The organism is Agromyces chromiiresistens, assembly GCF_029167465.1.
Taxonomy (GTDB): domain Bacteria; phylum Actinomycetota; class Actinomycetes; order Actinomycetales; family Microbacteriaceae; genus Agromyces; species Agromyces chromiiresistens.
In genome coordinates this window covers 102,693-122,327 of sequence record NZ_JARFNL010000004.1, presented here as the reverse complement: position 1 = coordinate 122,327, position 19,635 = coordinate 102,693, and the positions used below count along the sequence as shown (strand labels likewise).

13 protein-coding genes are annotated in these 19,635 nt (G+C 72.0%); 4 read left to right on the top strand and 9 right to left on the bottom strand.

The window, feature by feature from the left end:
- Positions 1 to 9 precede the first annotated feature (9 nt).
- A complete protein-coding gene (hemG, locus tag PX701_RS08035) occupies positions 10 to 1,584 on the bottom strand; it encodes a protoporphyrinogen oxidase (RefSeq protein WP_275505989.1) in 1,575 nt (524 codons plus the stop codon).
- Complete coding sequence (hemE, locus tag PX701_RS08030; protein ID WP_275505988.1) at positions 1,581 to 2,738, bottom strand: uroporphyrinogen decarboxylase; 1,158 nt, start codon at positions 2,736 to 2,738, stop codon at positions 1,581 to 1,583. Before hemE ends, hemG begins: the two co-directional genes overlap by 4 nt.
- A 338-nt stretch (positions 2,739 to 3,076) precedes the next feature.
- Between hemE and PX701_RS08025 the strand changes: the two genes are divergently transcribed.
- Both PX701_RS08025 and PX701_RS08020 read left to right on the top strand, forming a co-directional pair.
- Positions 3,077 to 3,799, top strand: coding sequence for a hypothetical protein (locus tag PX701_RS08025; RefSeq protein ID WP_275505987.1), 723 nt, complete (start codon positions 3,077 to 3,079; stop codon positions 3,797 to 3,799).
- A gap of 64 nt (positions 3,800 to 3,863) precedes the next feature.
- Complete coding sequence (locus PX701_RS08020) at positions 3,864 to 5,255, top strand: glutamyl-tRNA reductase (protein WP_275505985.1); 1,392 nt, start codon at positions 3,864 to 3,866, stop codon at positions 5,253 to 5,255.
- A 24-nt stretch (positions 5,256 to 5,279) separates the two neighbouring features.
- Here PX701_RS08020 and PX701_RS08015 read toward each other — a convergent pair whose 3' ends face one another.
- Together PX701_RS08015 and PX701_RS08010 are read right to left on the bottom strand one after the other, a co-directional pair.
- Complete coding sequence (locus PX701_RS08015) at positions 5,280 to 6,383, bottom strand: phospholipase D-like domain-containing protein (RefSeq protein WP_275505984.1); 1,104 nt, start codon at positions 6,381 to 6,383, stop codon at positions 5,280 to 5,282.
- Between the two features lie 238 nt (positions 6,384 to 6,621).
- A complete protein-coding gene (locus PX701_RS08010; RefSeq protein ID WP_275505982.1) occupies positions 6,622 to 7,473 on the bottom strand; it encodes a phytanoyl-CoA dioxygenase family protein in 852 nt (283 codons plus the stop codon).
- A gap of 66 nt (positions 7,474 to 7,539) precedes the next feature.
- On the opposite strand from PX701_RS08010, the gene PX701_RS08005 reads away from it, so the two are divergent.
- Positions 7,540 to 8,352 (top strand): helix-turn-helix domain-containing protein, encoded by an 813-nt coding sequence (locus PX701_RS08005; RefSeq protein WP_275505981.1) that lies wholly within the window; start codon positions 7,540 to 7,542, stop codon positions 8,350 to 8,352.
- 405 nt (positions 8,353 to 8,757) lie between these two features.
- On the opposite strand, the gene PX701_RS08000 is transcribed toward PX701_RS08005, so the two are convergent.
- The 5 genes from PX701_RS08000 to PX701_RS07980 form a co-directional block, all read right to left on the bottom strand.
- Entirely contained in the window at positions 8,758 to 13,125 is a 4,368-nt protein-coding gene (locus tag PX701_RS08000) for an endo-alpha-N-acetylgalactosaminidase family protein (RefSeq protein ID WP_275505980.1), read from the bottom strand.
- A 61-nt stretch (positions 13,126 to 13,186) separates the two neighbouring features.
- A complete protein-coding gene (locus PX701_RS07995) occupies positions 13,187 to 14,962 on the bottom strand; it encodes a glycoside hydrolase family 35 protein (RefSeq protein WP_275505979.1) in 1,776 nt (591 codons plus the stop codon).
- On the bottom strand, positions 14,959 to 15,873 hold the full coding sequence (locus tag PX701_RS07990; protein WP_275505978.1) for a carbohydrate ABC transporter permease: 915 nt from the start codon (positions 15,871 to 15,873) through the stop codon (positions 14,959 to 14,961). Before PX701_RS07990 ends, PX701_RS07995 begins: the two co-directional genes overlap by 4 nt.
- Positions 15,870 to 16,871, bottom strand: a complete 1,002-nt coding sequence (locus tag PX701_RS07985) for a carbohydrate ABC transporter permease (protein ID WP_275505977.1) — start codon at positions 16,869 to 16,871, stop codon at positions 15,870 to 15,872. The genes PX701_RS07990 and PX701_RS07985 overlap by 4 nt, the downstream gene beginning before the upstream one ends.
- Positions 16,872 to 16,969: 98 nt before the next feature.
- A complete protein-coding gene (locus PX701_RS07980; RefSeq protein WP_231429118.1) occupies positions 16,970 to 18,256 on the bottom strand; it encodes an ABC transporter substrate-binding protein in 1,287 nt (428 codons plus the stop codon).
- Positions 18,257 to 18,473: 217 nt separating this feature from the next.
- Between PX701_RS07980 and PX701_RS07975 the strand changes: the two genes are divergently transcribed.
- A complete protein-coding gene (locus PX701_RS07975) occupies positions 18,474 to 19,511 on the top strand; it encodes a LacI family DNA-binding transcriptional regulator (RefSeq protein ID WP_231429119.1) in 1,038 nt (345 codons plus the stop codon).
- Positions 19,512 to 19,635: the final 124 nt, after the last annotated feature.

Genomic DNA, 19,635 nt, shown 5'->3' with positions numbered 1-19,635 from the left:
GCGGCCGCGTCAGCCCTGCTCGCGCCGGCCGACCGCCCGGTGGCGGATGCGCGCCGCCGCCTCGCGCGCGTGCGGAACGACCGAGGCGAGCCCGGTTCCCGCGACCCACGAGCCGGTGACCTCGACGCCGGGCTCGGCTGCGACGGCGTCCTCGAGGGCGCGCACGCGATCGCGCTGCCCGATGGCGGCGTGCGAGACGGCGTCGCGCCACTCGGTGCGGCCGGATGCGCGAAGCATCCCCGCGTCGAGCGGCACTCCGAGCAGCCGGCTCGCGTCGGCGAGCGCGAGCGCCGCGACCGCGTCGTCGGCGAGGCCGTCGAGCGGGTTCGGCTGACCGGCCCGCCCGTACGAGAGCCGCACCACATGGCGCCCACCGGCGCGCTCGGCGAGCCAGCTCCACTTCGCGGTCGAATGCGTGAGCGCCTTTGCGGCGACCCCGGAGGTGTCGGCGGCGACGAGCACGCCGGTGCCACGGGGTGACGCGTCGAGCGCCGGCGCGTCGAGCACGAGCGTGACGAGCTCGACCGAGGCCGCGTGCGGCCAGTCGCCCGTCGACTCCCAGCCCTCGACGGCCTCGTCGAGGAGGCGGAGCGAGGTGTGCGCCGGCGCCGCGAGCACTACGTCGGGTGCGACGAGGTCGAACTCGTCGGCGGCATCGGCATCGGCATCGGCATCGGCATCGGCATCGGCGTCGGACACCGTCGCGCGCACCCGCCACCCCGCGTCGCCGACGCGCTCGATCGAGGTGGCCTCCGCACCGGTGATCACCGTCACGTCGAATCGCTCGAGTTCGCGCACGAGCGCATCGACGAGGGTGTGCATGCCCCCGCGCAGGCCGCGTACCGCACCGCCCGCCTTGCGCTGCTCGACGAGCTGGCCGACGCCGCCCGACAGCGACCCCATGCGGGTCATCGCCTCGTTGAGGCCGGGCGCGACGACGTCGAGGTCGAGCAGGTCGGGGTCGGCCGAGTAGACGCCGGCCGAGATCGGCGTCACGAGCTTGTCGAGCACGGCCGATCCCATGCGCGAGCGCACGAGTTCGCCGAGGCTGCGGGCGCGACCGATCCGCAGGATCGGCATGAGCCGGTCCCCATACGCCCGGGCCGCGCCGTTCCATCCGATGATGCGGCGCACGTCGTCGCCGAGCGGATTCGCGGGAATGCCGAGCACGCCGGTCCTCGGGAGGGGCGCGGCGTCGAGCGCATCGTTCGCCGCACCGCTCCAGACGAGCCACGCGCCCGCCGGGTTCGGGTCGACCACCTCGTCGTCGAGCCCGAGCGAGGCGACCAGTTCGGCGACCGTGCCGCCGCGCGTCGCGAACGACTCGGCGCCCGAGTCGAGCGTGAGGCCGTCGAGCTCGATGCGTCCGACGCATCCGCCGAGCGCGTCGCGACGCTCGAGCAGCGCGACCCGCAGGCCGATCTTCGCGCACTCGAGCGCGGCGACCATGCCGGCGACCCCGCCGCCGATCACCACGACGTCGGCCGCGGTCACCGGACTCGGAGACTCCGCCTGTGCGTCGCGCCGACGAGCGGGTTCGTCGTCGCGACGCGCCGCGTCTCCGGATGCCGCCAGGTCGCTCATGACGCGCCCGCCTCGTGCACGAGCTCGACCACGCGGGTGAGCACCGTCGGGTCGGTCTCGGGCGGAACGCCGTGGCCGAGGTTGAAGACGTGCGCGGGCGCGACCGTTCCCCTGGCGAGGACCTCGCGCACCGCGGCCTCGAGGACCGGCCACGGCGCGGCGAGCAGCGCCGGGTCGAGGTTGCCCTGCAGCGGCACCCCCGCGCCGACGCGCTCGGCGGCGACGTCGAGCGGTACGCGGTAGTCGACGCCGACGACGTCGACCCCGACCTCCTTCATGGCGCCGAGCAGCTCGCCCGTGCCGACGCCGAAGTGCACGACGGGGACCGGCCGGGTCGCGCCCGAGGCGTCCGCGGTCTCGAACTCGAGATCGTGCACGAAGCTCAGCGCGCGTGCCGAGGCCGGGGCGACGTGGGCCTCGTAGTCGGCGAGCGAGAGCGCGCCGGCCCACGAGTCGAAGAGCTGCGCGGCCGAGGCGCCCGCGACGATCTGGGTGCGCAGGAACCGGCCGGTGAGCTCGGCCGTCCACTCCATGAGCGCCCGCCAGGCACCGGGATCGGCGTGCATGAGCGTGCGGGCGGCGAGGTGGTCCTTCGAGGGGCCGCCCTCGGCGAGGTAGGCGGCGAGGGTGAACGGCGCGCCCGCGAAGCCGATGAGCGGGGTCGCCGCGTTCCCGCCGGTCGACGCCGCCTCGGGCGTGCGGTTCAGCTCGGCGATCGTCAGCGCGACCGCCTCGGCGATGGGGGCGGATGCCTCGTCGAGTCGGGCGGGATCGATGGCGGTGAGCTCGGCGACGGCCGCGGCATCCGCGTAGCCCTTCGTGAAGACCGGGCCGCGACCCGGCTGGATCTCGACGTCGACGCCGACGAGCCTCAGCGGCACCACGATGTCGCTGAAGAAGATGCCCGCGTCGACCCCGTGGCGCCGCACCGGCTGCAGGGTGATCTCGCTCGCCATCGCCGGGTCGAGGCAGGCGTCGAGCATGCGCGTGCCGACGCGCAGGTCGCGGTACTCGGGCAGCGAGCGACCGGCCTGGCGCATGAACCAGACGGGCGTGGTGTCGGCACGCTCGCCGCGGTACGCGCGCACGAGTCGCGAGTCGCTGGTGAGGCCGGCGGAGAGGGGATGCTGCGGGGAGAGGATCACGCCCGACATTGTCTCGCATCGGGCTGGGAGCAGCGGGCTGCTGCAGCGAGCGGTGGAAGCGGAGCGCGTCGTCGATCTACCCGAGCACGCTCGCCGGGCACCGGCCGATCGCCGCTCGCACTCGCGAGAAGAGGGTCCGAGGCGAATAGGAAGGAAAGCTCACCGACTCTTCCGCTCGCGGCGCGCCACGCGCTATGGTCGGAGGCGTTGTGCGCCACCCACGCATGACGACGCGCCGCCAGGCGGCGCGCCTCCGCCCCCACGGAGAAACGCATGTCCCGAACGATGTCGTCCACCCTGTCCATCGCGCGTGCCGCTCGCGGCGCCGGTCGCCTGCGAGGCGTCCGGTGAACGCCGAGGCGCCGCACCGGGCGAAGCTGACCGTCCTCATCGCGCTCTTCGCCGCCCTCGTGATCGCGGCCCTCGCCCTCGGCGGCAGCGGCGTCGACGAGGTCGTGCTCGGGCTGCCGTCGGTGTCGGGCGGCAGGGCCACGCTCGCCGTGATCGCGGCCGCCGCGGTCGTCTGCGCGATCTGGCTCCTCGTCCGCCTCGGTCGTGCCGGACGCTGCCGTGCCCGGCGTCGTGCGCTCGAGGCGAGCGTGCGCGGCCAGGTCAGCTGCGGCATCCGCACGCGCATGCTCGTCGCCGACCTCAACGAGCTGCGCGTCGACGAGCCGCATCCGATCCGCCTCGCGGCCCGCTACTCGATCGTCGTCGACGAGCTCGGCGTCGCGTTCTGGAACGGCGGCCGCCGCCCCCGCCGAGCGGTCTTCTTCCCGTGGCGCGAGGTGCGCAACATCCGCGCCGACTCGATGGTCATCGGCGGCACGCTCGTCTCCGTGCTCGTGCTGCGGGTTCGCCGAGGCGGCACGAGCGTCGAGTTGCCGATCGTCTTCAGCGCACCCCGCCCCGGTGCCTACGCCCTGGGCGACGCCCCGTTCTTCGCGCTCGTGCGCAGCTGGAAGGCGCTGCACCGCGAGGCGCTCAGGGCCGAGGGCATCGAGCCGCCGCCCGTGACCGGCGCGATCCCGGTGATCCGGCCGGGCGCGGCGTTCGCGGGGGTCCGGTAGGGCGCGACGCGAGGCTGTTGCGCCCCGAGTCATCCTCGCTTTCGACCCCGGGTAGAATCTACGAGTGCTCATCTGCCTGACCGCGAGCCACAAGAACGCCGCATTCGACACCCTCGAACGGCTTTCGGCGCACGCGGAATCCGCCGCGCCGCGCATCCTCGACCGTCATGACTCGCTCCAGGGTGCGGTCGTCGTCGCGACCTGCAACCGCTTCGAGGCCTACCTCGACCTCGACACCCGCGAGGGCGACTCCCCCGTGCCCGCCGTGCACGAGGCGATCCGCGCGGTCGGCGACGCGGCCGGCGTCGAGCCCGACGAGCTGCGGTCCACCTTCGGCTTCGTGCACGGCAACGCCGTCGCCGGCCACCTCTTCTCGGTCGCCGCCGGCCTCGAGTCGGTCGTCGTCGGCGAGGGCGAGATCGCCGGCCAGGTGCGTCGTTCGCTCGAGCGCGCCCGCGCCGAGGGCACCACGACCCCCGAACTCGAGCGGCTCTTCCAGCGCGCCTCGCAGACCTCCCGCCGGGTGAAGAACGAGACGGGCATCGGCGGCGCCGGGCGCTCGCTCGTGCGCCTCGCGCTCGAGCTCGCGTCGAGCCGCGTCGCCGACTGGTCGGCCGCGCGCGTGCTGCTCGTCGGCACCGGCCAGTACGCCGGGGCGACGCTCGCGGCGCTCCGCGACCGCGGCGCGAACGACGTGCGCGTCTACTCGCCCTCGGGCCGGGCTGCGAAGTTCGCACGCGGCCACGACATCACGGCCGTCTCGCACGCGGGCTACGCCATCGCCGCGGCGGCCGCCGACGTCATCATCACCTGCACGACCGCCGACCACCACGTCGTCGACCGGGTGCTGCTCGAGGGCGGCCGGGCGACGCTCGCGGGTTCGCACGCGGCGCTCGCCGCTTCCGGCGCGCCCGAGTCGCAGGCGACGGGCCCGGATGCCGCGGCCCACGTCGTGCTCGCCGAGTTCCGCGCGTGGTGCCCCGTGCCCGAGGCCGCGCAGGGCGCGCGCCAGCTCGTCATCGACCTCGGCATGCCGCGCAACGTCGCGACCGACGTCGTCGAGGTCGAGGGCGTCGAGCTGCTCGATCTCGAGACCATCCGCCGGCATGCACCGCTCGAAGAGCTCGGCGCCTCCGACGACGCACGCGTGCTCATCGAGCGCGCGGCCCGCAACTTCGGCGCCGTCGGCGAAGAGCTCGACCTCGCCCCCTCGGTCGTCGCGCTCCGCGCGCACGTGCAGGGCGTGCTCGAGGCCGAGATCACCCGCGCCCGCTCGCGCGGCACCGGCGACCCCGCAGCCGACGAACGCGTCGAGGCCGCACTGCGGCACATGGCTGGCGTGCTGCTGCACACGCCCATGGTGCGCTCACGCGAATACGCTCGCGCCGGCGAGCAGCGTGCGTGGATCGACGGCCTCGAGGCCGTGTTCGGCGTGCGCGCCGACGAGTCGCGCTGACCCCGCAGCCGCATCGCCCGGCGCTCAGCCGGGGATCGGGGCACCCAGATCGGCGATGATGCGCTCGATCTCGCCGACCGCATAGGCCGCGAGTTCGCGTTGCTCGGCCTCGGCCGCGGCATCCGTCTCTTCGAGGTCGCCGATCACGATGATGTTCTCGTCGTTGAGGGTGTTGGCGGGGGCGGTGTAGTTGAAGCTGCCCACGACGAGCAGGCGCTCGTCGATGACCATGAGCTTGTGGTGAAGCTTGCGCACGCCCGTCTTCGGCTTGTTGACGTAGAGGTCGACGTCGCCGGCGGCGAGGCCGGCGGTCGCGGCCCACTTCGCGGCGCCCTGCTCGCGGTCGAGCACCCCGCGGATGCGCTGCACGAGAGGACGCAGCCGGATCATCGTGTCGTCGATGCCCGAGGACTGCGCGAAGGTGAACATCGCGAAGTCGACCGACTCTCTCGCCTTCAGCATCTGCTTCATGATCTCCATCTCGGGGCCGTGCCGCGGCGCGAACAGCGGCTTGACCCGCACGTGCGGCAGGTCGAACTCCTTCGGCTTCGGCTCGACTCGCTCGTGGAGGTCGCCGAACGTGCCCGAGCGCATGCGCTCGAACTCGTGGACGTACTCGGTCGCGGCCCGCTGCCCGTGCAGCACCACGACGTGGTTGAGGTTCTGTCCGGCGCCGCGGCCCGAGGTGGCGTTCGTCCCGGTGTCGGTGAGCGTGAAGTTGGTCGAGCCGGTCAGCACCGCGGCCTTCGGCTTGCGCGTGTCGCGCACGATGAACTTCTGGTGGAAGATCTTCGGGTTGAGGTCACTCACGACGTCGACCCTGGCCTTCAGGAGCGCCCCGAGGATGATCCGGTTCTCCTCGTGGTCGCCGGCGCTTCGCCAGGGGTCGGCGAGTGCGGTCTCCTCCGTGAGGTAGTCGCCTTCGAGAATGAGGCGCACCCGGACGCCGCGGGCCCTAGCCGCGATGATCGATGCCGCGATCGCGCGCGAGTCGATCTCCTGCACCGCGATCGCGAGGCTGTGGTCGGCCTCGTCGATGAAGTCGCGGATCGCGCCGTCGAGGTCGTCGGGTCCCCCGACCGACCGCGGGCCGAGGTGCAGCTCGATGCCGCCGATGCTCACCGACATGATGGGCCTCCTTATCTGAGACATCCTCACCCAGGATGCCGCGCGGAGTGCCCGTCCGGATCAGGGCGGGCCCGGAGGCCGGTGCCTCGGAACCGGCGCCGGATCTCGTGCATGCTCCGGCGATTCGACCGCGCAGGATCGACGACGGCTCGGCCGTCGGCGCCCGCAGGGGCGTACGGTACGGGGCCGCTGCCCCGGTCCGGCATGAGCACGAGCGGTCACGCGGGCGCCGAGCCGCTCACAGCCCGTCCTCCAGGTGCCAGTGGTTCTGCCAGCGCCAGTCGATCGGCTCCGACAGGCGCTGGTACCGGATGTCGGTCGACAGGCGCATGCGCCCCTCGGCGTCGACGTTGTCGAGGCCGGCGTGCACGAGGTGCGCGGAGTGCACCATGACGTCGCCCGCGGCGTAGTCGGCGACGAGCCAGCGGGCGTCGTACTCGTCGGCGAGGCCGGGAAGATCGGCGGTGATCGACGCCGCGGGGTGGCGGAGTTCACCGGCCGCCTCCTGCGCCATCACCCGGCGATGGCTGCCCTCGAGGTAGGCGAGTCCGCCCCGCTCGAGCGGGATGTCGCCGAGCGGGATCCACATCGACAGCACGCGGTCGCTGCCCTCGCGGAGGTACACGAGGTCGTAGTGCGCCTGCGTGGCCGTGCCGATGCCGCGCTCGCCCGGCTTCGTGTGTCGGATGATCTTGCGCCGGTGCAGGTGCACGTCGTCGCCGAGCAGCCACGCGAACCACTCGGAGATCCGCGGCGACCGGCAGAGCGCCTCGTACTGCGCGCCGGGCACGATCTCGTCGAACAGGATGCGCCGGTACGAGGCCCGGTCGACGTCGTGCGGCGCGGCGATGCCGTCGACGGGGTCGGACCCTTCGGCGATGAGGCCCGCTTCGGCGAGCACCTCGAAGTAGTAGCGGCGGAACTCGAGGACGTCCTCCGGCACGAGATGGCCAGTGAGGTAGAGGTACCCGTCTCTGCGCAGCCGGGCCCACAGCGCATCGCGATCGCGGCGCTCGGCCATCGGCACCGGCTCGAGCTCGCCGAGACGTGATGGAGTTTCTTCGAGCACGTATCCGTTGGACGTCAGCATGCGTCCATCATCAACTCGGGCGAGCGCACGCGGAATAGTCTCCTGAGACGAAGGAATTGGACTTTCATGACCGCTTGGGCGCTCTACTCGCAATCGCACCCGCTGCTCGTCGAGTACGGCCTCGCCTGCCTCGGGGCCGGTCGGCACGAAGGCCCGTCGCCCGGGTTCGGCGGCCGGCGCCGGCTCGGCGACTATGCGATCGTCTTCGTCACGAGCGGCGCCGGTGTCTACCGCGACCCGCTCGTCGGCACGATCGAGATCGAGGCGCCGGCGACGATCCAGGTGCTCCCGCAGCGTCCGCACGACTACGCCTCGCCGCGAGGCTGGACCGAGCACTGGGTGCTCTATACGGGGGCGACCGTCGCCGCCTTCGAGGGGCTGGGCGTGCTCGACCGGCGCCGGCCCGTGCAGCTCGGCGTGACGCTTCCGGCCGACCTCGCCGTCCGATTCGACGCGCTGCGCGGCGCGCTCGGCCGACCGGGCTGGCGGGGAGCGTTCGACGCATCGACCCTCACGCAGGACCTCCTCGCCGACTCGGTCGCCGGCCGCCGCGCCTCGCCGACGGCGAGCGAGGCGACGGTCGCCGCCGTGCAGGCCGATGCTGCGCTGCACCTGGATGTCGCGGCCCGAGCCGCGCTCGCGGGCGTGAGCGTCGGCACGCTCCGCGAGCACGTCAGGGAGGTGACCGGCGGGACGCCCAACGAGCTCGTCATCGGCACCCGGATCGACCGCGCGTGCGGGCTGCTCGCATCCACCCGCCTCGCAGTGCGGGCGGTCGCGGCGAGTGTCGGCTACGACGACGCAGCCTACTTCTCGCGCCTGTTCACGCAGCGCATCGGAGTCGGCCCGGCCGAGTTCCGCAGGCGGCACCGCCGCTAGCCGGTGGCTAGGCCTCGTCGTCGGGCCAGAGGCGCCGCGTCGCCGGAAGCACGTCGAAGAGGTCCGCGCCGAGCACTCGACGGAGCTCGGGCACCGCGAAGTCCGACCTCGAGCCCGTTCGAGAATCGGCGCAGCTCGCGCAGCACGATCACGAGCCGTCGGTCGTGACACAACACCTCATCGAGTACGAGCCGCCCGGGCAGCTCGCCGGGCGGCGGCTGCCACCACGGAGGTATCGGCGGCTGGGCGCCCGGCTCGGGAGGCACGGGCAACCGGTCGAAGAATCCGCCTTCGGAGTGCATGATCCGCAGGCTAGACGCACGAACGCCCCCGCGGTGAGGATCGCGGGGGCGTTCGCACAGGTGGGCGCCGGGCGGGGCGGCGAAGCGGCCCGGCGCCGGTCGATCACTCGGCGCCGAAGAACTCCAGTTCGGCGATCGAGGCCCATGGCTGCCCGTTGTGCGAGCTCATGGCGACGACCTTGACGAAGCCGGCGGTCACCGGCTCGTCGAACATGACGGGCTGCGGCGCAGTGCCGGTGGCGAGCTCACCGCTCGCGACGGGGTCGCCCCAGTCCTCGCCGTCGGCGCTCACGTACACCTCGTAGCCCTTGATGCGGCCGTTCGGCTCGGTGCCCGGACGCTGCTGGATCGAGATCCCGCGCAGCTCCTGCGCACCGCCGAGGTCGATCGAGACGTGGTGCGGGTAGGCCGGCGAGGCGTTGAGCCACTCGCTGTGCCAGCAGCTCGCCGGGTCGCCGTCGATCACGTTCGTCGCGTGGCCGTCCTCACCCTCCGTCTCCTCCGAGTCGGCGTCGACGACCGTCATCGCGTCCTTCGGCAGCGGCGTCGGCGCGGCCGCGCGGGTGCCCCAGACGTTGAGCTCGTTCGCGCCGGCGAAGGCCGCACCGTTGATCGCGTTGAGCCCGACGAGCTTCACGTACCGCGCGTCCGTCGCCGCGAACGACAGGTGCTGCACCTCGGCGGTGCTCGCGAACTGGCCGGCCTTCACGGGGCTGCCCCAGTTCTTGCCGTCGGTGCTGAGATACAGCTCGTACTGCTTGATCGAACCGTTGCCACGACGCACCTGGTAGTCGAACCCGTCGACCGCGTAGCTGTCGCCGAGGTCGAGCGCGATCCAGTGCGGGTACGGGGTGTCGGGGTTCACCTGCGACCATGCGGAGTGCCACATGGTCGCGGCGTTGCCGTCGATCGCGGCATTCGCGCTGCCGTCGCCGGTGCCCGGCTCGGCGTCGCTGACCCCGGCGATCGAGAGGCGCGACTGCGGGATCAGTCCCGGCGGCAGGGTCGGCACCGAGACGGATGCCTCGACGGTTCGCGTGCCGCCCGTGACGGTGTACCCGGTCGAGGCCGAGATCTCGTAGCTCCCCTGCTCGATGTCGGCCGGGGCCGACACGCGCCAGGTCGTCTTCACCGTGGCTCCCGGCGCGACCGAGGCGAACTCCGCGGCGCCGACGGGGGCGACCTTCCAGCCCTCGGGCGCGACGAGCTCGGTCGCGACCTGCGTCACGGGCTCGGGCTCATGGTTCGTGAAGGCGGTGGTGAAGGCGTTGGCCTCACCCGGCACGAGGCCGCTCACGGGCGCGGTGAGCGCGAGGCGGGCGCAGGCGCCCGAGGTCTCGCTCTCACCGAGGTCGACGATGCGGAGGTTGTCGAGGATGAGGTCGGACCCTGCGCCGCCGACGGCGTTGCGCCGGAGGCCGATGTACGGGTCGCCGCAAGCGGGTGCGTCGAACTCGTGCACGAACTCGGTCGTCTCGTGGACGGCGTCGAACGCCGACGAGGTGAGGTCGACCGTCTTGGACGCACCGTCGGCGATCTGGTCGACGCCCGTGACGAACGAGTAGGCGCCCGCGACCCCGCTCTGATAGTCGAACGAGACCCGGTAGCGATGCCCCGCCACGAACGGCGCGGTGTACTCGGAGGTGCGGTAGACGAGTCCGCGGTTCTCCTCGTGCGCCATGAGCGAGAAGTCGCCGTCGAGCACCATGTCGAACGAGCGGCCGTTCCAGCCCTGCTGCGTGAAGGGCTCGTTGCGCTTCGCGATGTGGGTGCGCGGGTCGGTCGAGCCGCCCGCGTCGCCCTTGAAGAACGGGCCCCAGCCCTGGTCGACCTGTTCGAAGTCCTCGTCGACGAGCACGTCTTCGCGCCCCGTCGGGTCGTCGCTCGAGACCACCCGCACGTTGTCGATGCGCACGGGCGCCTCACCGTCACCCGCGGCGATCGTGAGCGTCGGCCGGGTGTCGGCGGTCACGGTGATGTAGGTCCGCAGCCGCTGCAGCGTGGTGTCGCGCCATTCATCGGCCGCCATGAGGTTGACGGCGCCAGAGCTGTCGATGCTCGTCGAACCGCCCTTGCCGGCGTCGCCTGCGACGTCGACCGACAGGGTCGTCGGCCTGGTCCGCCCGGCCGCGACGCCGAGGTCGGCCGAGACCGCGTAGGTGCCGGGCGCGAGCTCGCCGAGACGCTGGCTGATCGAGGCCTCGCCGGCACCGAGCACGGCGGCACGGCGGCCGCGGCCGTCGATTTCGACGGTCGCTGCGCCCTGCGGGTTCCAGCCGTCGAGGTCCGTCTCGTTGAAGCCGGGGTCCTGCACCGGGGTGCCCTGGCCGAACGAGGCCTTCTTCGGCAGCGTCGATGCGCCCGTCGCCTTCGCACCGGGCACGAGCACGTAGGCCCGGCCCGCTTCGGCGTCGATCGTGACGGCGCCGCCCGTGACGGGCAGGTCGGCGACCTTCGTGCGGCCCTCGTCGCCCAGGGCGAACAGCTGCAGGGACGAGGCATCCGCGAACCCGTCGGTGAGCTGCCACGTGGTCTGACCGCCCGCCGGGCTGTAGTGGTAGAGCTTGTCGGCGGCATTGCCCGCCTTCGACGACCACGGCAGCAGGTACGTGTCACCGCGCAGCACCTCGGTGCCGTCGACGGTGATGACGCGGTCGGCGGCCGAGGTGCCGGTCACGCTCACGCCGTCCTCGAAGTCGATGCGGTCGGCTGCCCACCGCCTGATCTCGTGGTGCTGCAGGAATTTCGCGGGCACGTTCGCCGTCCACACGTTCTCGAGGAAACCGGGGAAGTCGTTCTGCCCGGTCCAGCCCTCGAACTCGACGATGTGGCTCGTGCCGAGCAACGGATGCGGGTTCCACACGTCGGACTGCGTGTTGTTCACGAAGCGCAGGATCTGCGAGTTCACGCCCTTGTTCGACGAGCCGCCGTAGTTCTCGTCGTTCGCCCAGTGCGACCACGTGTTGTTCTCGGCGAGCTTGTCGGCCCACTCGGAGCCGACGCGGAAGCCGTGCTCGACGAGCGAGTCCTGCAGCGTCTGGGCGAGCCAGCCGTGCTCGTAGTAGACGTCGATGTAGGCGAAGTCGAGGTTGTCGTCGGTCGCGTCTGCGAGCTCGCCGATGCGCTTGTCGAGCTCGCCCGAGACGCGGTCGTAGCGCTGGTCGATGTAGTACGACTGGTCGAGCCAGTTCCAGCCCTTCGAGTTCTCGTTCGCGATCTCGTCGCTGAACGAGTTCGCCTCGGGGTAGATCTCGGTCGCGTTGAGGTGAACGCCGAAGGAGGCGTTCCACTTCTTGCCGGCCTTCACAGCCGCGTTGAGCTCGTCGAGCCCGCCGGCGCGCTCGTTGAAGTTGTCGCCGTAGTCGGTGTTCGCCGAGTCGTGGCCCTCGCTCGTGAAGCCCTTGAGCATGGCCACCTGGCCGAGGCCGTCGGTGTTGAGCGCGATGCGCTTCACGTCGTCGAGGGTGCGCAGGAACGGGTGGGTCGCCTGCGAGGCGAAGTTGAACGGGATGTGCGTGATGACGTTCTCGGGGGTCTGGTCGCCCTTGTTCGGGGCGACGCGGATGTCGCGCATCGCGATCGCGCCGTCCTGCCAGTCGACGACGTCGTCGCCGTTGGCATCGGGGGTGATCGCGACCGCGACCCACGGCAGCTCCTCGGTGTCGCTCGACCCCTGGGCGCGGTAGAGCCACGGTCCGCTCGCGATGCCGACCTCGACGCCGTCGCCGTCGCCGTCCGCGACCGCCTGGCGCCAGAAGTTGCCGGCGTCCTTCTGCGAGGGCCCCGACGAGGTGTCGTAGAGCGCGTTCGTCGCGAACGCCGCGGCGAGCTCGCCCGTGTTCGCGATGATCGCGTTCGAGCCCTTGGGCGCGGCATCGAGGGGGGTGCCGGCCGTCACGGGGAGGAACACGTCGCCCGAGACGTTGCGGTCGACCGACAGGTTCGCCGCCGCGACCGCGGCGCCGGCCTCGTCGGAGGAGACGGTGACGAGCCGGTGGTTCGGGATCTGCAGCGTCTTCACGACGCCGTCGGGGTCGGTGATCTTCGTGACGTCGATGGTGACGACGTTCTGCTTCACCGAGAGCCGCGCCTCGATCGAGACGCCGTCGAGGGCGGACGGCGTGAGCACGTAGTCGACCGCGTCGCCGTCGTCGACGCGCGAGGCGACCTCGACGGGCTCGGCCGTGCCGTTGATCGTGATCGACGTGATCGTCGCGTCGTTGCCGTGCATCGTCGCGCCCGACTCGCGGTCGGTGTACGCGACGACCTGCGGGAAGCCGGCCGACGCCGTCACCGCGAGATCGCGGCTCTGCAGGGCGAACGTCTCGCCCGCGACGGCGACGGCGAACCCGTCGGGCACGAGTGGGGCGGCCTGCGCCGGCACCGCGCCGAGCGGGGCGATCACGCCGCCCGCGATGGCGCACCCCAGCCCGAGTCGCCAGAGGCGGCCAGGGGGTCGTGATGAAGGCATCTTCGTCTCCATTCCCGCGTCGTGTCGACGCGTCCACATCGACCTGCGCCGACGGCGCAGTTCAGTCGAAGGTCTCGATGTACTCCTGCTCGGGTCCGAGCTCGGCACGCTCGCGCAGCTCGACGGCGTCGCCGAGTCGCTCGAGCTCGAGCACGGCGATCGTGTTCTCGCCCGCCCGCAGCAGCGGCGCGGGCACGTAGTAGGTCTGCTGGGGACCGATCTCCCAGTAGCGGCCCAGCAGGAATCCGTTCACCCACACGAACCCCTTGCCGAAGCCGGGGAACGCGAGGAACGCATCGGCCGGCTCGTCGACGGCGAGGTTCGCCGTCGTCAGCCCGGCCAGCTCGCGCGCGCCCCACTCGTCGAGCGGCAGCGGTCGCGCCGCCCAGCGCTGCACGAGCCGTCGGTCGAGCTGCACGCCGCCGAGGATGCCCTTGCCCTCGCCGAGCAGCGGACCGTAGTTGATGCGACCCTGGTTCTCGACGACGAGCTCGAGCACGACGGGCCGCCCCTCCCCCGCGAGCCGCACGCCCGATGCGGCCTGCTCGGCGTCGAGCACCGCGACCCGCACGCCGTCGACGAACACGAGGGCGCGGTCGCGCAGCCCCCGGATCGTGAGCAGTGCCCCGCCCGACGGCACGACCGGACGGGCCTCGTAGAGCACGAGGCCCGCGTCGAGGCCGAGCTCCTCGAACGTGGGCGGGTTCGCCGCGCGCACCGGCTCGCCGGCCGCGCGCAGCACGTCGAGCAGCTCGCGACCCGGCCGCACGGGCAGCGTCGCCGCCGGCAGCACGGGCGGGGTCGGGGATGCCTCGGGCGGCGTCAGCCCCGAGGCATCCTGCAGCACGTCGCGGATGCGACAGAACTTCTCGGTCAGCGCGCCGTTCTCGGCGATCGGGGCGTGCGAGTCGTAGCTCGTCTGCGTCGGCTGCAGGCGCACGCCGTCGTGGTTCGCGCCCGACCAGAGGCCGAAGTTCGTGCCGCCGTGCGCCATGTAGAGGCTCAGCGAACCACCCTCGGCGATGATGTCGGCGACGACACCGGCCGCGCCCTCGGGCGTCCGCACGTGGTGGGGGTCGCCCCAGTGGTCGAACCAGCCGTTCCAGAGCTCGGCGCACATGAACGGCTCGTCGGCGCGGCGATCGCGCAGCATCGACGCCGCCTGCGCGGCGCGCGAGCCGAACGTCGCGGTCGCGAGCACGCCCGGCACGCTCCCGCCGTCCTGCATGAGCTCGGTCGGGCCGTCGGCCGTGTAGACGAGCTCGGTGACGCCGCCCGCGACCAGACGCTCGTGCAGCCACGCGAGGTAGTCGGCGTCGTCGCCGTAGCTGCCGAACTCGTTCTCGAGCTGCACGGCGACGATCGGGCCGCCGTGGCTCGCCTGCAGCGGCACGAGCCGCGGCAGCAGCTCGTCGAACCACGCGTCGACGGCGTCGAGGTAGGCGGGGTCGCTCGAACGCAGGCGCAGGCCCGGCGTACCCGAGAGCCAGGCGGGAAACCCGCCGTTGTCCCACTCGGCGCAGATGTACGGCCCGGGCCGCACGATCGCGTCGAGGCCGACCTCGGCGGCCAGCTCGAGGAAGCGCTCGAGATCGCGCCAGCCCGAGAAGTCGACCTCGCCGCGGCGGCGCTCGTGGAAGTTCCACGCGACGTAGGTGTCGACGGTGTTGAGGCCGAGCGCGACCATGCGCTCGAGGCGGTCGCGCCACTGCGCCGGGTGCACCCGGAAGTAGTGCAGCGAGCCCGAGAGGACGCGGTGCCGACGGCCGCCGCGCAGGAAGGCGCCCGCCTCGTACGTGAGCAGCGCGGTCGCGGCGCGCTGTTGCGTGTCGGTCACTTCACGGCCCCCGCGGTGAGCCCGGCGCGCCAGAAGCGCTGCAGGCTGAGGAAGGCGATGATGAGCGGCACCACCGAGAGCAGCGCGGCCACCACGACCGTGCCGGCCGGCACCTGCCCGTTGCTGCCCGCCCAGCCGACGAGGCCGACGGTCACGGGCTGCAGCGAGCTGTCGTTCAGCACCATGAGCGGCAGCAGGAAGTTGTTCCAGACCTCGACGAACTGGAAGAGGAAGATCGTGACGAGCGCCGGCGACATGATGCGCATGCCGATCGAGAAGAAGATGCGGAACTCGCCCGCCCCGTCGATCCGGCCGGCCTCGATGAGCTCGTCGGGCACCGACTGCGCCGCGAACACGCGGGCGAGGTAGACCCCGAACGGGCTCACGACGCTCGGCAGCAGCACGGCGAGCGGGTTGTTGAGCAGCCCCACCTGGTTGAACAGCAGGAAGAGCGGCAGCGTGAACATGACCTTGGGGATGAGCACGGCGGCGAGGATGACGCCGAACACGACGCCGCGGCCGCGGAACTCGTACTTCGCGAGCGCGTATCCCGCCATCGCCGAGAGCAGCGTTCCGACGAGCGCCGACGTCCCCGCGTAGAAGACGCTGTTGAGCATCCACCTGCCGAAGATGCCGTCGCTCTCGGCGAAGACGAGCGCGATGTTGTCGAACAGCCCGAAGCCGTCGAACCACAGGCCCGGCTCGGAGAACTGCTTGCCGACGGGCTTCGTCGACGCGACGACGAGCCACCAGATCGGAACGATGAAGTAGAGGGCCGAGAGCCCCAGCAGGGCGAAGACGCCGAGGCGGCTCGCGAGGTTCGCCTCTCGCCGCGAGCGGCCCGGGCGGTCGGCATCCGGTCGGTCGGAACGCGGCGGTCGCTCGGCCGACACGAGGGCGGGGGCGCTCATCGCTCGCCTCGATTCATGAGCTTGAAGAAGGTGAACGAGAGCACGCCGACGAGGAGCGCGAGCACGACCGACTGCGCGGCCGCGTAGGGGTAGTTCTGGGCGGTGACCTGCGCCTGCGCCGCCATGAGGGGCGTGAACGTGTTGCTGATCGCTCCGCCCGAGATGGTCTGCAGCACCTTGGGCTCGTTGTAGAGCTGGGCGGAGCCGATGATCGAGAAGACGGCGGTCAGCACGAGGGCCGGGCGCACCATGGGGATCTTGATGCTCCACGCGATGCGGAAGGCGCCGGCGCCGTCGAGGCGTGCCGCCTCGATCGTCTCGGCGGGGATCGTCTGCAGCGACGAGTAGATGATGAGCATGTTGTAGCCGGTCCAGCCCCAGGTGACGATGTTGGCGACCGCCCACAGCACCACCTCGGGTGCGAAGAAGGGGATGCCGGTACCGACGACCCGCTCGAGCAGGGTGTTGATCGGGCTCGTCACGGGCGAGTAGAGGAACGACCACATGACGGCGGCGATGACGCCGGGCACGGCATAGGGCAGGAAGGCCGCGAGCCGGAAGAAGCCCTTGCCGCGGGCCGAGCGCGAGTCGAGCAGGAGGGCCAGCACGAGCGCGAGGCCGAGCATGACGGGCACCTGCACGAGTCCGAACAGGGCGACCCTGCCGAGCGACGCGATGAAGTCGGCATCGCCGAGCAGGCGGGCGTAGTTCGCGAACGGCGTGAACTCGAGCGTGGGCGCCTCGAGCCCGAGGCCCGAGCGCTGCAGGGTGAACAGGCTCTGCACGAACGCGAAGGCGATCGGCACGAGGTACATCGCGGCGAACAGCACGCCGAAGGGCAGCAGGAAGAGCAGCGGGATGCGCCAACGGCCGGCGGCGCGGCGCGGGGCCCGACCGCCGGGGGCGGGGGCATCGGGCCCGGAGAGCCCGGGGCCGCCCGTGCGCCCGCGGCGCGCGGTGCCGGCGGTCGTGACCGCCCGGGTCGATGAGGTGAGCATGTCGTCCTGCGTGGTTCTCGTGGTGGCGCGCGGTGGTGATGCGCGGTGGTGGTGCGGGCCGGGGCGGATCCTCGCCGCCCCGGCCCGGGTCTCGCGGGCTACTCCGAGACGGAGAGGCCCTGCGCCTCGAGGGCGTCGACGGTCTGCTGCTGGGTGCCCTTCAGCGCGTCGGCGAAGGTGCCCTGCTTCGACCAGGCCTTGCCCAGGCCGTCGTCGAGGAAGCCGACGGTCTCGGGCATGTTCGGCCCCCAGGTCCATCCGGTCGTGACGAGCGGCGAAGCCTCGGCGAAGACGTCGAAGATGACCTGGTCGCCGAAGTACGGGTCGGGCTCGGTGAGTACCGGCAGGTCGAGCAGTTCGGTCGCCGCCGGGTAGAGCGCGGCGGCCTCGATGAGGCCCGTGTAGATGTCGGGATCGGTGCTCATGGCATGCGCGAACGTCCACGCCGCCTCGGGGTTGTCGCAGCCCTTCAGCACGGCCGTGGCCGAGCCGCCGACGTTGCCGACCTTGTCGTCGCCGGCCTCCCACTGCGGCATCGGGGCGACGGCCCACTTGCCGGCGCCGTCGGGGGCGCTGCCCTTCAGGATGCCGGCGATCCAGACCGCGCCGACGTGCGTCGCGATCGAACCGTCGCCGAGGCCCGTGTACCAGGACTGGTCCCACATGGGGGCCTGGCTGATGAGGCCGGCGTCGGTGAGGCCCTGCCAGTAGTCGGCGACCTTCTGGCCCTCCGGCGAGTCGATCGAGACGTTCCAGCTGTCGCCGTCGACCGAGAACCACGGCGCCTCGGCCTGCCAGTCGAAGCCGGCGTAGTCGTAGTTCAGGTAGCTCGCCGAGAGCGACTTGCCCGCGGCCTTGAGCTTCTCGCCGGCGGCCTGGTACTCGGCCCACGTGGTCGGCACGGCGATGCCGAGCGAGTCGAAGACCTCCTTGTTGTAGAAGAGCGCCATCGGGCCCTGGTCGACGGGCGCGCCGTACACGGCGTCGCCGATCGAGACGGCCGACCACGTCGCGGGCGAGAACTCGCCCTCGCTCTCGTTCGCGAACTCGGACACGTCTTCGAGCGCGCCCTGCGCGGCGAAGCTCGTGAGCGTCTCGTAGCCGACCTGCGCGAGGCACGGCGCGTTGCCGGCCGTCACGGCGTTGAGCATCTTGTCGTAGCCGCCCTTGGCGCCGGGGGCGACCTCCTCGTAGGTGACGACCACGTCGTCCTGCGAGGCGTTGAACGCCTCGACGGCGTCGGCGTAGCCCGGGGCCCAGCCCCAGAACGTGACCTCGGCCGGACCGGACTGCTCGGGCTGCGCGGCCCCGGCACAGCCGGCGAGCGCCAGGCCGATGCCGATCGCGCCGGTGATGCCCACCGTGCGCATGACTGTCTTCTTCACTGCTGCCTCTCCTTTGAATGAGCTCGGAATGCGTCGTGCAACGAACCGGGCCCCGCGCGGTCTCGGGTGCGGGTTCCGCGGGGCGTGCTCTGATGGTGCCACATCTTGTTATCGATAACAAGCACGGATTCTTGACGAAAGAACGGGACAATCGACCCAGTCTTCGAGATAGCATGTTTTCGCTAGCATGGGGGCTGGCATGGCGAAGGGGCATCAGATGAGCACGACGCGGCGACTCGACGCGAACGGACGCGCGCGCACGCCGAGCATGGCCGACGTCGCCGCCCACGCCGGCGTCTCGGCGCAGACGGTGTCGCGTGTGCTGAGCGGCCACCCCAACGTGCAGCCCGCAACCCGCGACCGCGTGCTCGCCTCGGTCGACGAGCTCGGCTATCGCATGAACAACGCCGCGCGCTCGCTCTCGTCGGGCCGCACGCGCACGATCGGCGTCGTCGTGCTGCCGACGGTCGACTACTCTGGCGCCGCCGTCACCCATGGCGTCGAGTCCGCCGCCCGCCGCGCGGGCTACGCGGTCAACATCTCGACGGCGAGCTCGCCCGACCCTGCGGCGATCGCCGCCGCGATGACCCGCCTCGACCGGCAGTCGGTCGAGGGCATCGTGCTCGTCGTGCCGGTGGCGACCGGCACCGACGAGGTCGAGACGATCGCCCGCCGCATCCCGACCGTCACGATCGACGGCTCGCGCACGATGTCGAGCGAGGTCGTCGCGATCGACCAGTTCGAGGTGGGCCGGCTCGCGACCGAGCACCTGCTGTCGCTCGGGCACCCCACCGTCTGGCACGTCGCCGGACCCGACGAGTGGCTCGACTCGACCGGCCGGGCCGCCGGCTGGCGTGCGGCGCTCGAGGCCGCGGGCCGCGAGGTGCCGCCGCTCCTCCACGGCGACTGGTCGCCCGAGTCGGGCTACCAGGCGGGGCTCCTGCTCGGCCGCATCCCCGAGGCGACGGCCGTCTTCGTCGCGAGCGACGAGATGGCGTTCGGCGCGATCCGAGCCCTGCACGAGCTCGGCCGCCGGGTGCCCGAAGACCTCTCGGTCGTCGGCGTCGACGACATCGCCCTCGCCGCGTACTGCAGCCCCGCGCTCACGACCGTCGCCCAGCCGTTCGGCGACATCGCCGCGCTCGCGGTCGAGCACCTGCTGCGACGCATCGACGACCCGACCGCGCCGCCGGCGTCGACCGAGGTGGCGGCGCAGCTCGTGATCCGGTCGAGCACCGCGCCCTACGCGGGCTGAGGGGCATCGTCCCGTCCCGCATCGTCCGCTCTGGAGGAGGATCCGCCCGACACGCCGATCGCACGCCGTCAGGTCCGGCGTGTCGCGCAGAAGTTCCTCCATTGCGCCGGGCGACGGCGCGGGT

Excerpts from the sequence above, each read along its gene's own strand:
- PX701_RS07975 (WP_231429119.1), top strand. The coding sequence starts at position 18,474 with ATGAGCACGACGCGGCGACTCGACGCGAACGGACGCGCGCGCACGCCG.
- PX701_RS08010 (WP_275505982.1), bottom strand. The coding sequence starts at position 7,473 with ATGCTGACGTCCAACGGATACGTGCTCGAAGAAACTCCATCACGTCTC.
- PX701_RS08000 (WP_275505980.1), bottom strand. The coding sequence starts at position 13,125 with ATGCCTTCATCACGACCCCCTGGCCGCCTCTGGCGACTCGGGCTGGGG.
- hemE (WP_275505988.1), bottom strand. The coding sequence starts at position 2,738 with ATGTCGGGCGTGATCCTCTCCCCGCAGCATCCCCTCTCCGCCGGCCTC.
- PX701_RS07990 (WP_275505978.1), bottom strand. The coding sequence starts at position 15,873 with ATGAGCGCCCCCGCCCTCGTGTCGGCCGAGCGACCGCCGCGTTCCGAC.
- PX701_RS08015 (WP_275505984.1), bottom strand. The coding sequence starts at position 6,383 with ATGTCGGTGAGCATCGGCGGCATCGAGCTGCACCTCGGCCCGCGGTCG.
- hemG (WP_275505989.1), bottom strand. The coding sequence starts at position 1,584 with ATGAGCGACCTGGCGGCATCCGGAGACGCGGCGCGTCGCGACGACGAA.
- PX701_RS08005 (WP_275505981.1), top strand. The coding sequence starts at position 7,540 with ATGACCGCTTGGGCGCTCTACTCGCAATCGCACCCGCTGCTCGTCGAG.
- PX701_RS07985 (WP_275505977.1), bottom strand. The coding sequence starts at position 16,871 with ATGCTCACCTCATCGACCCGGGCGGTCACGACCGCCGGCACCGCGCGC.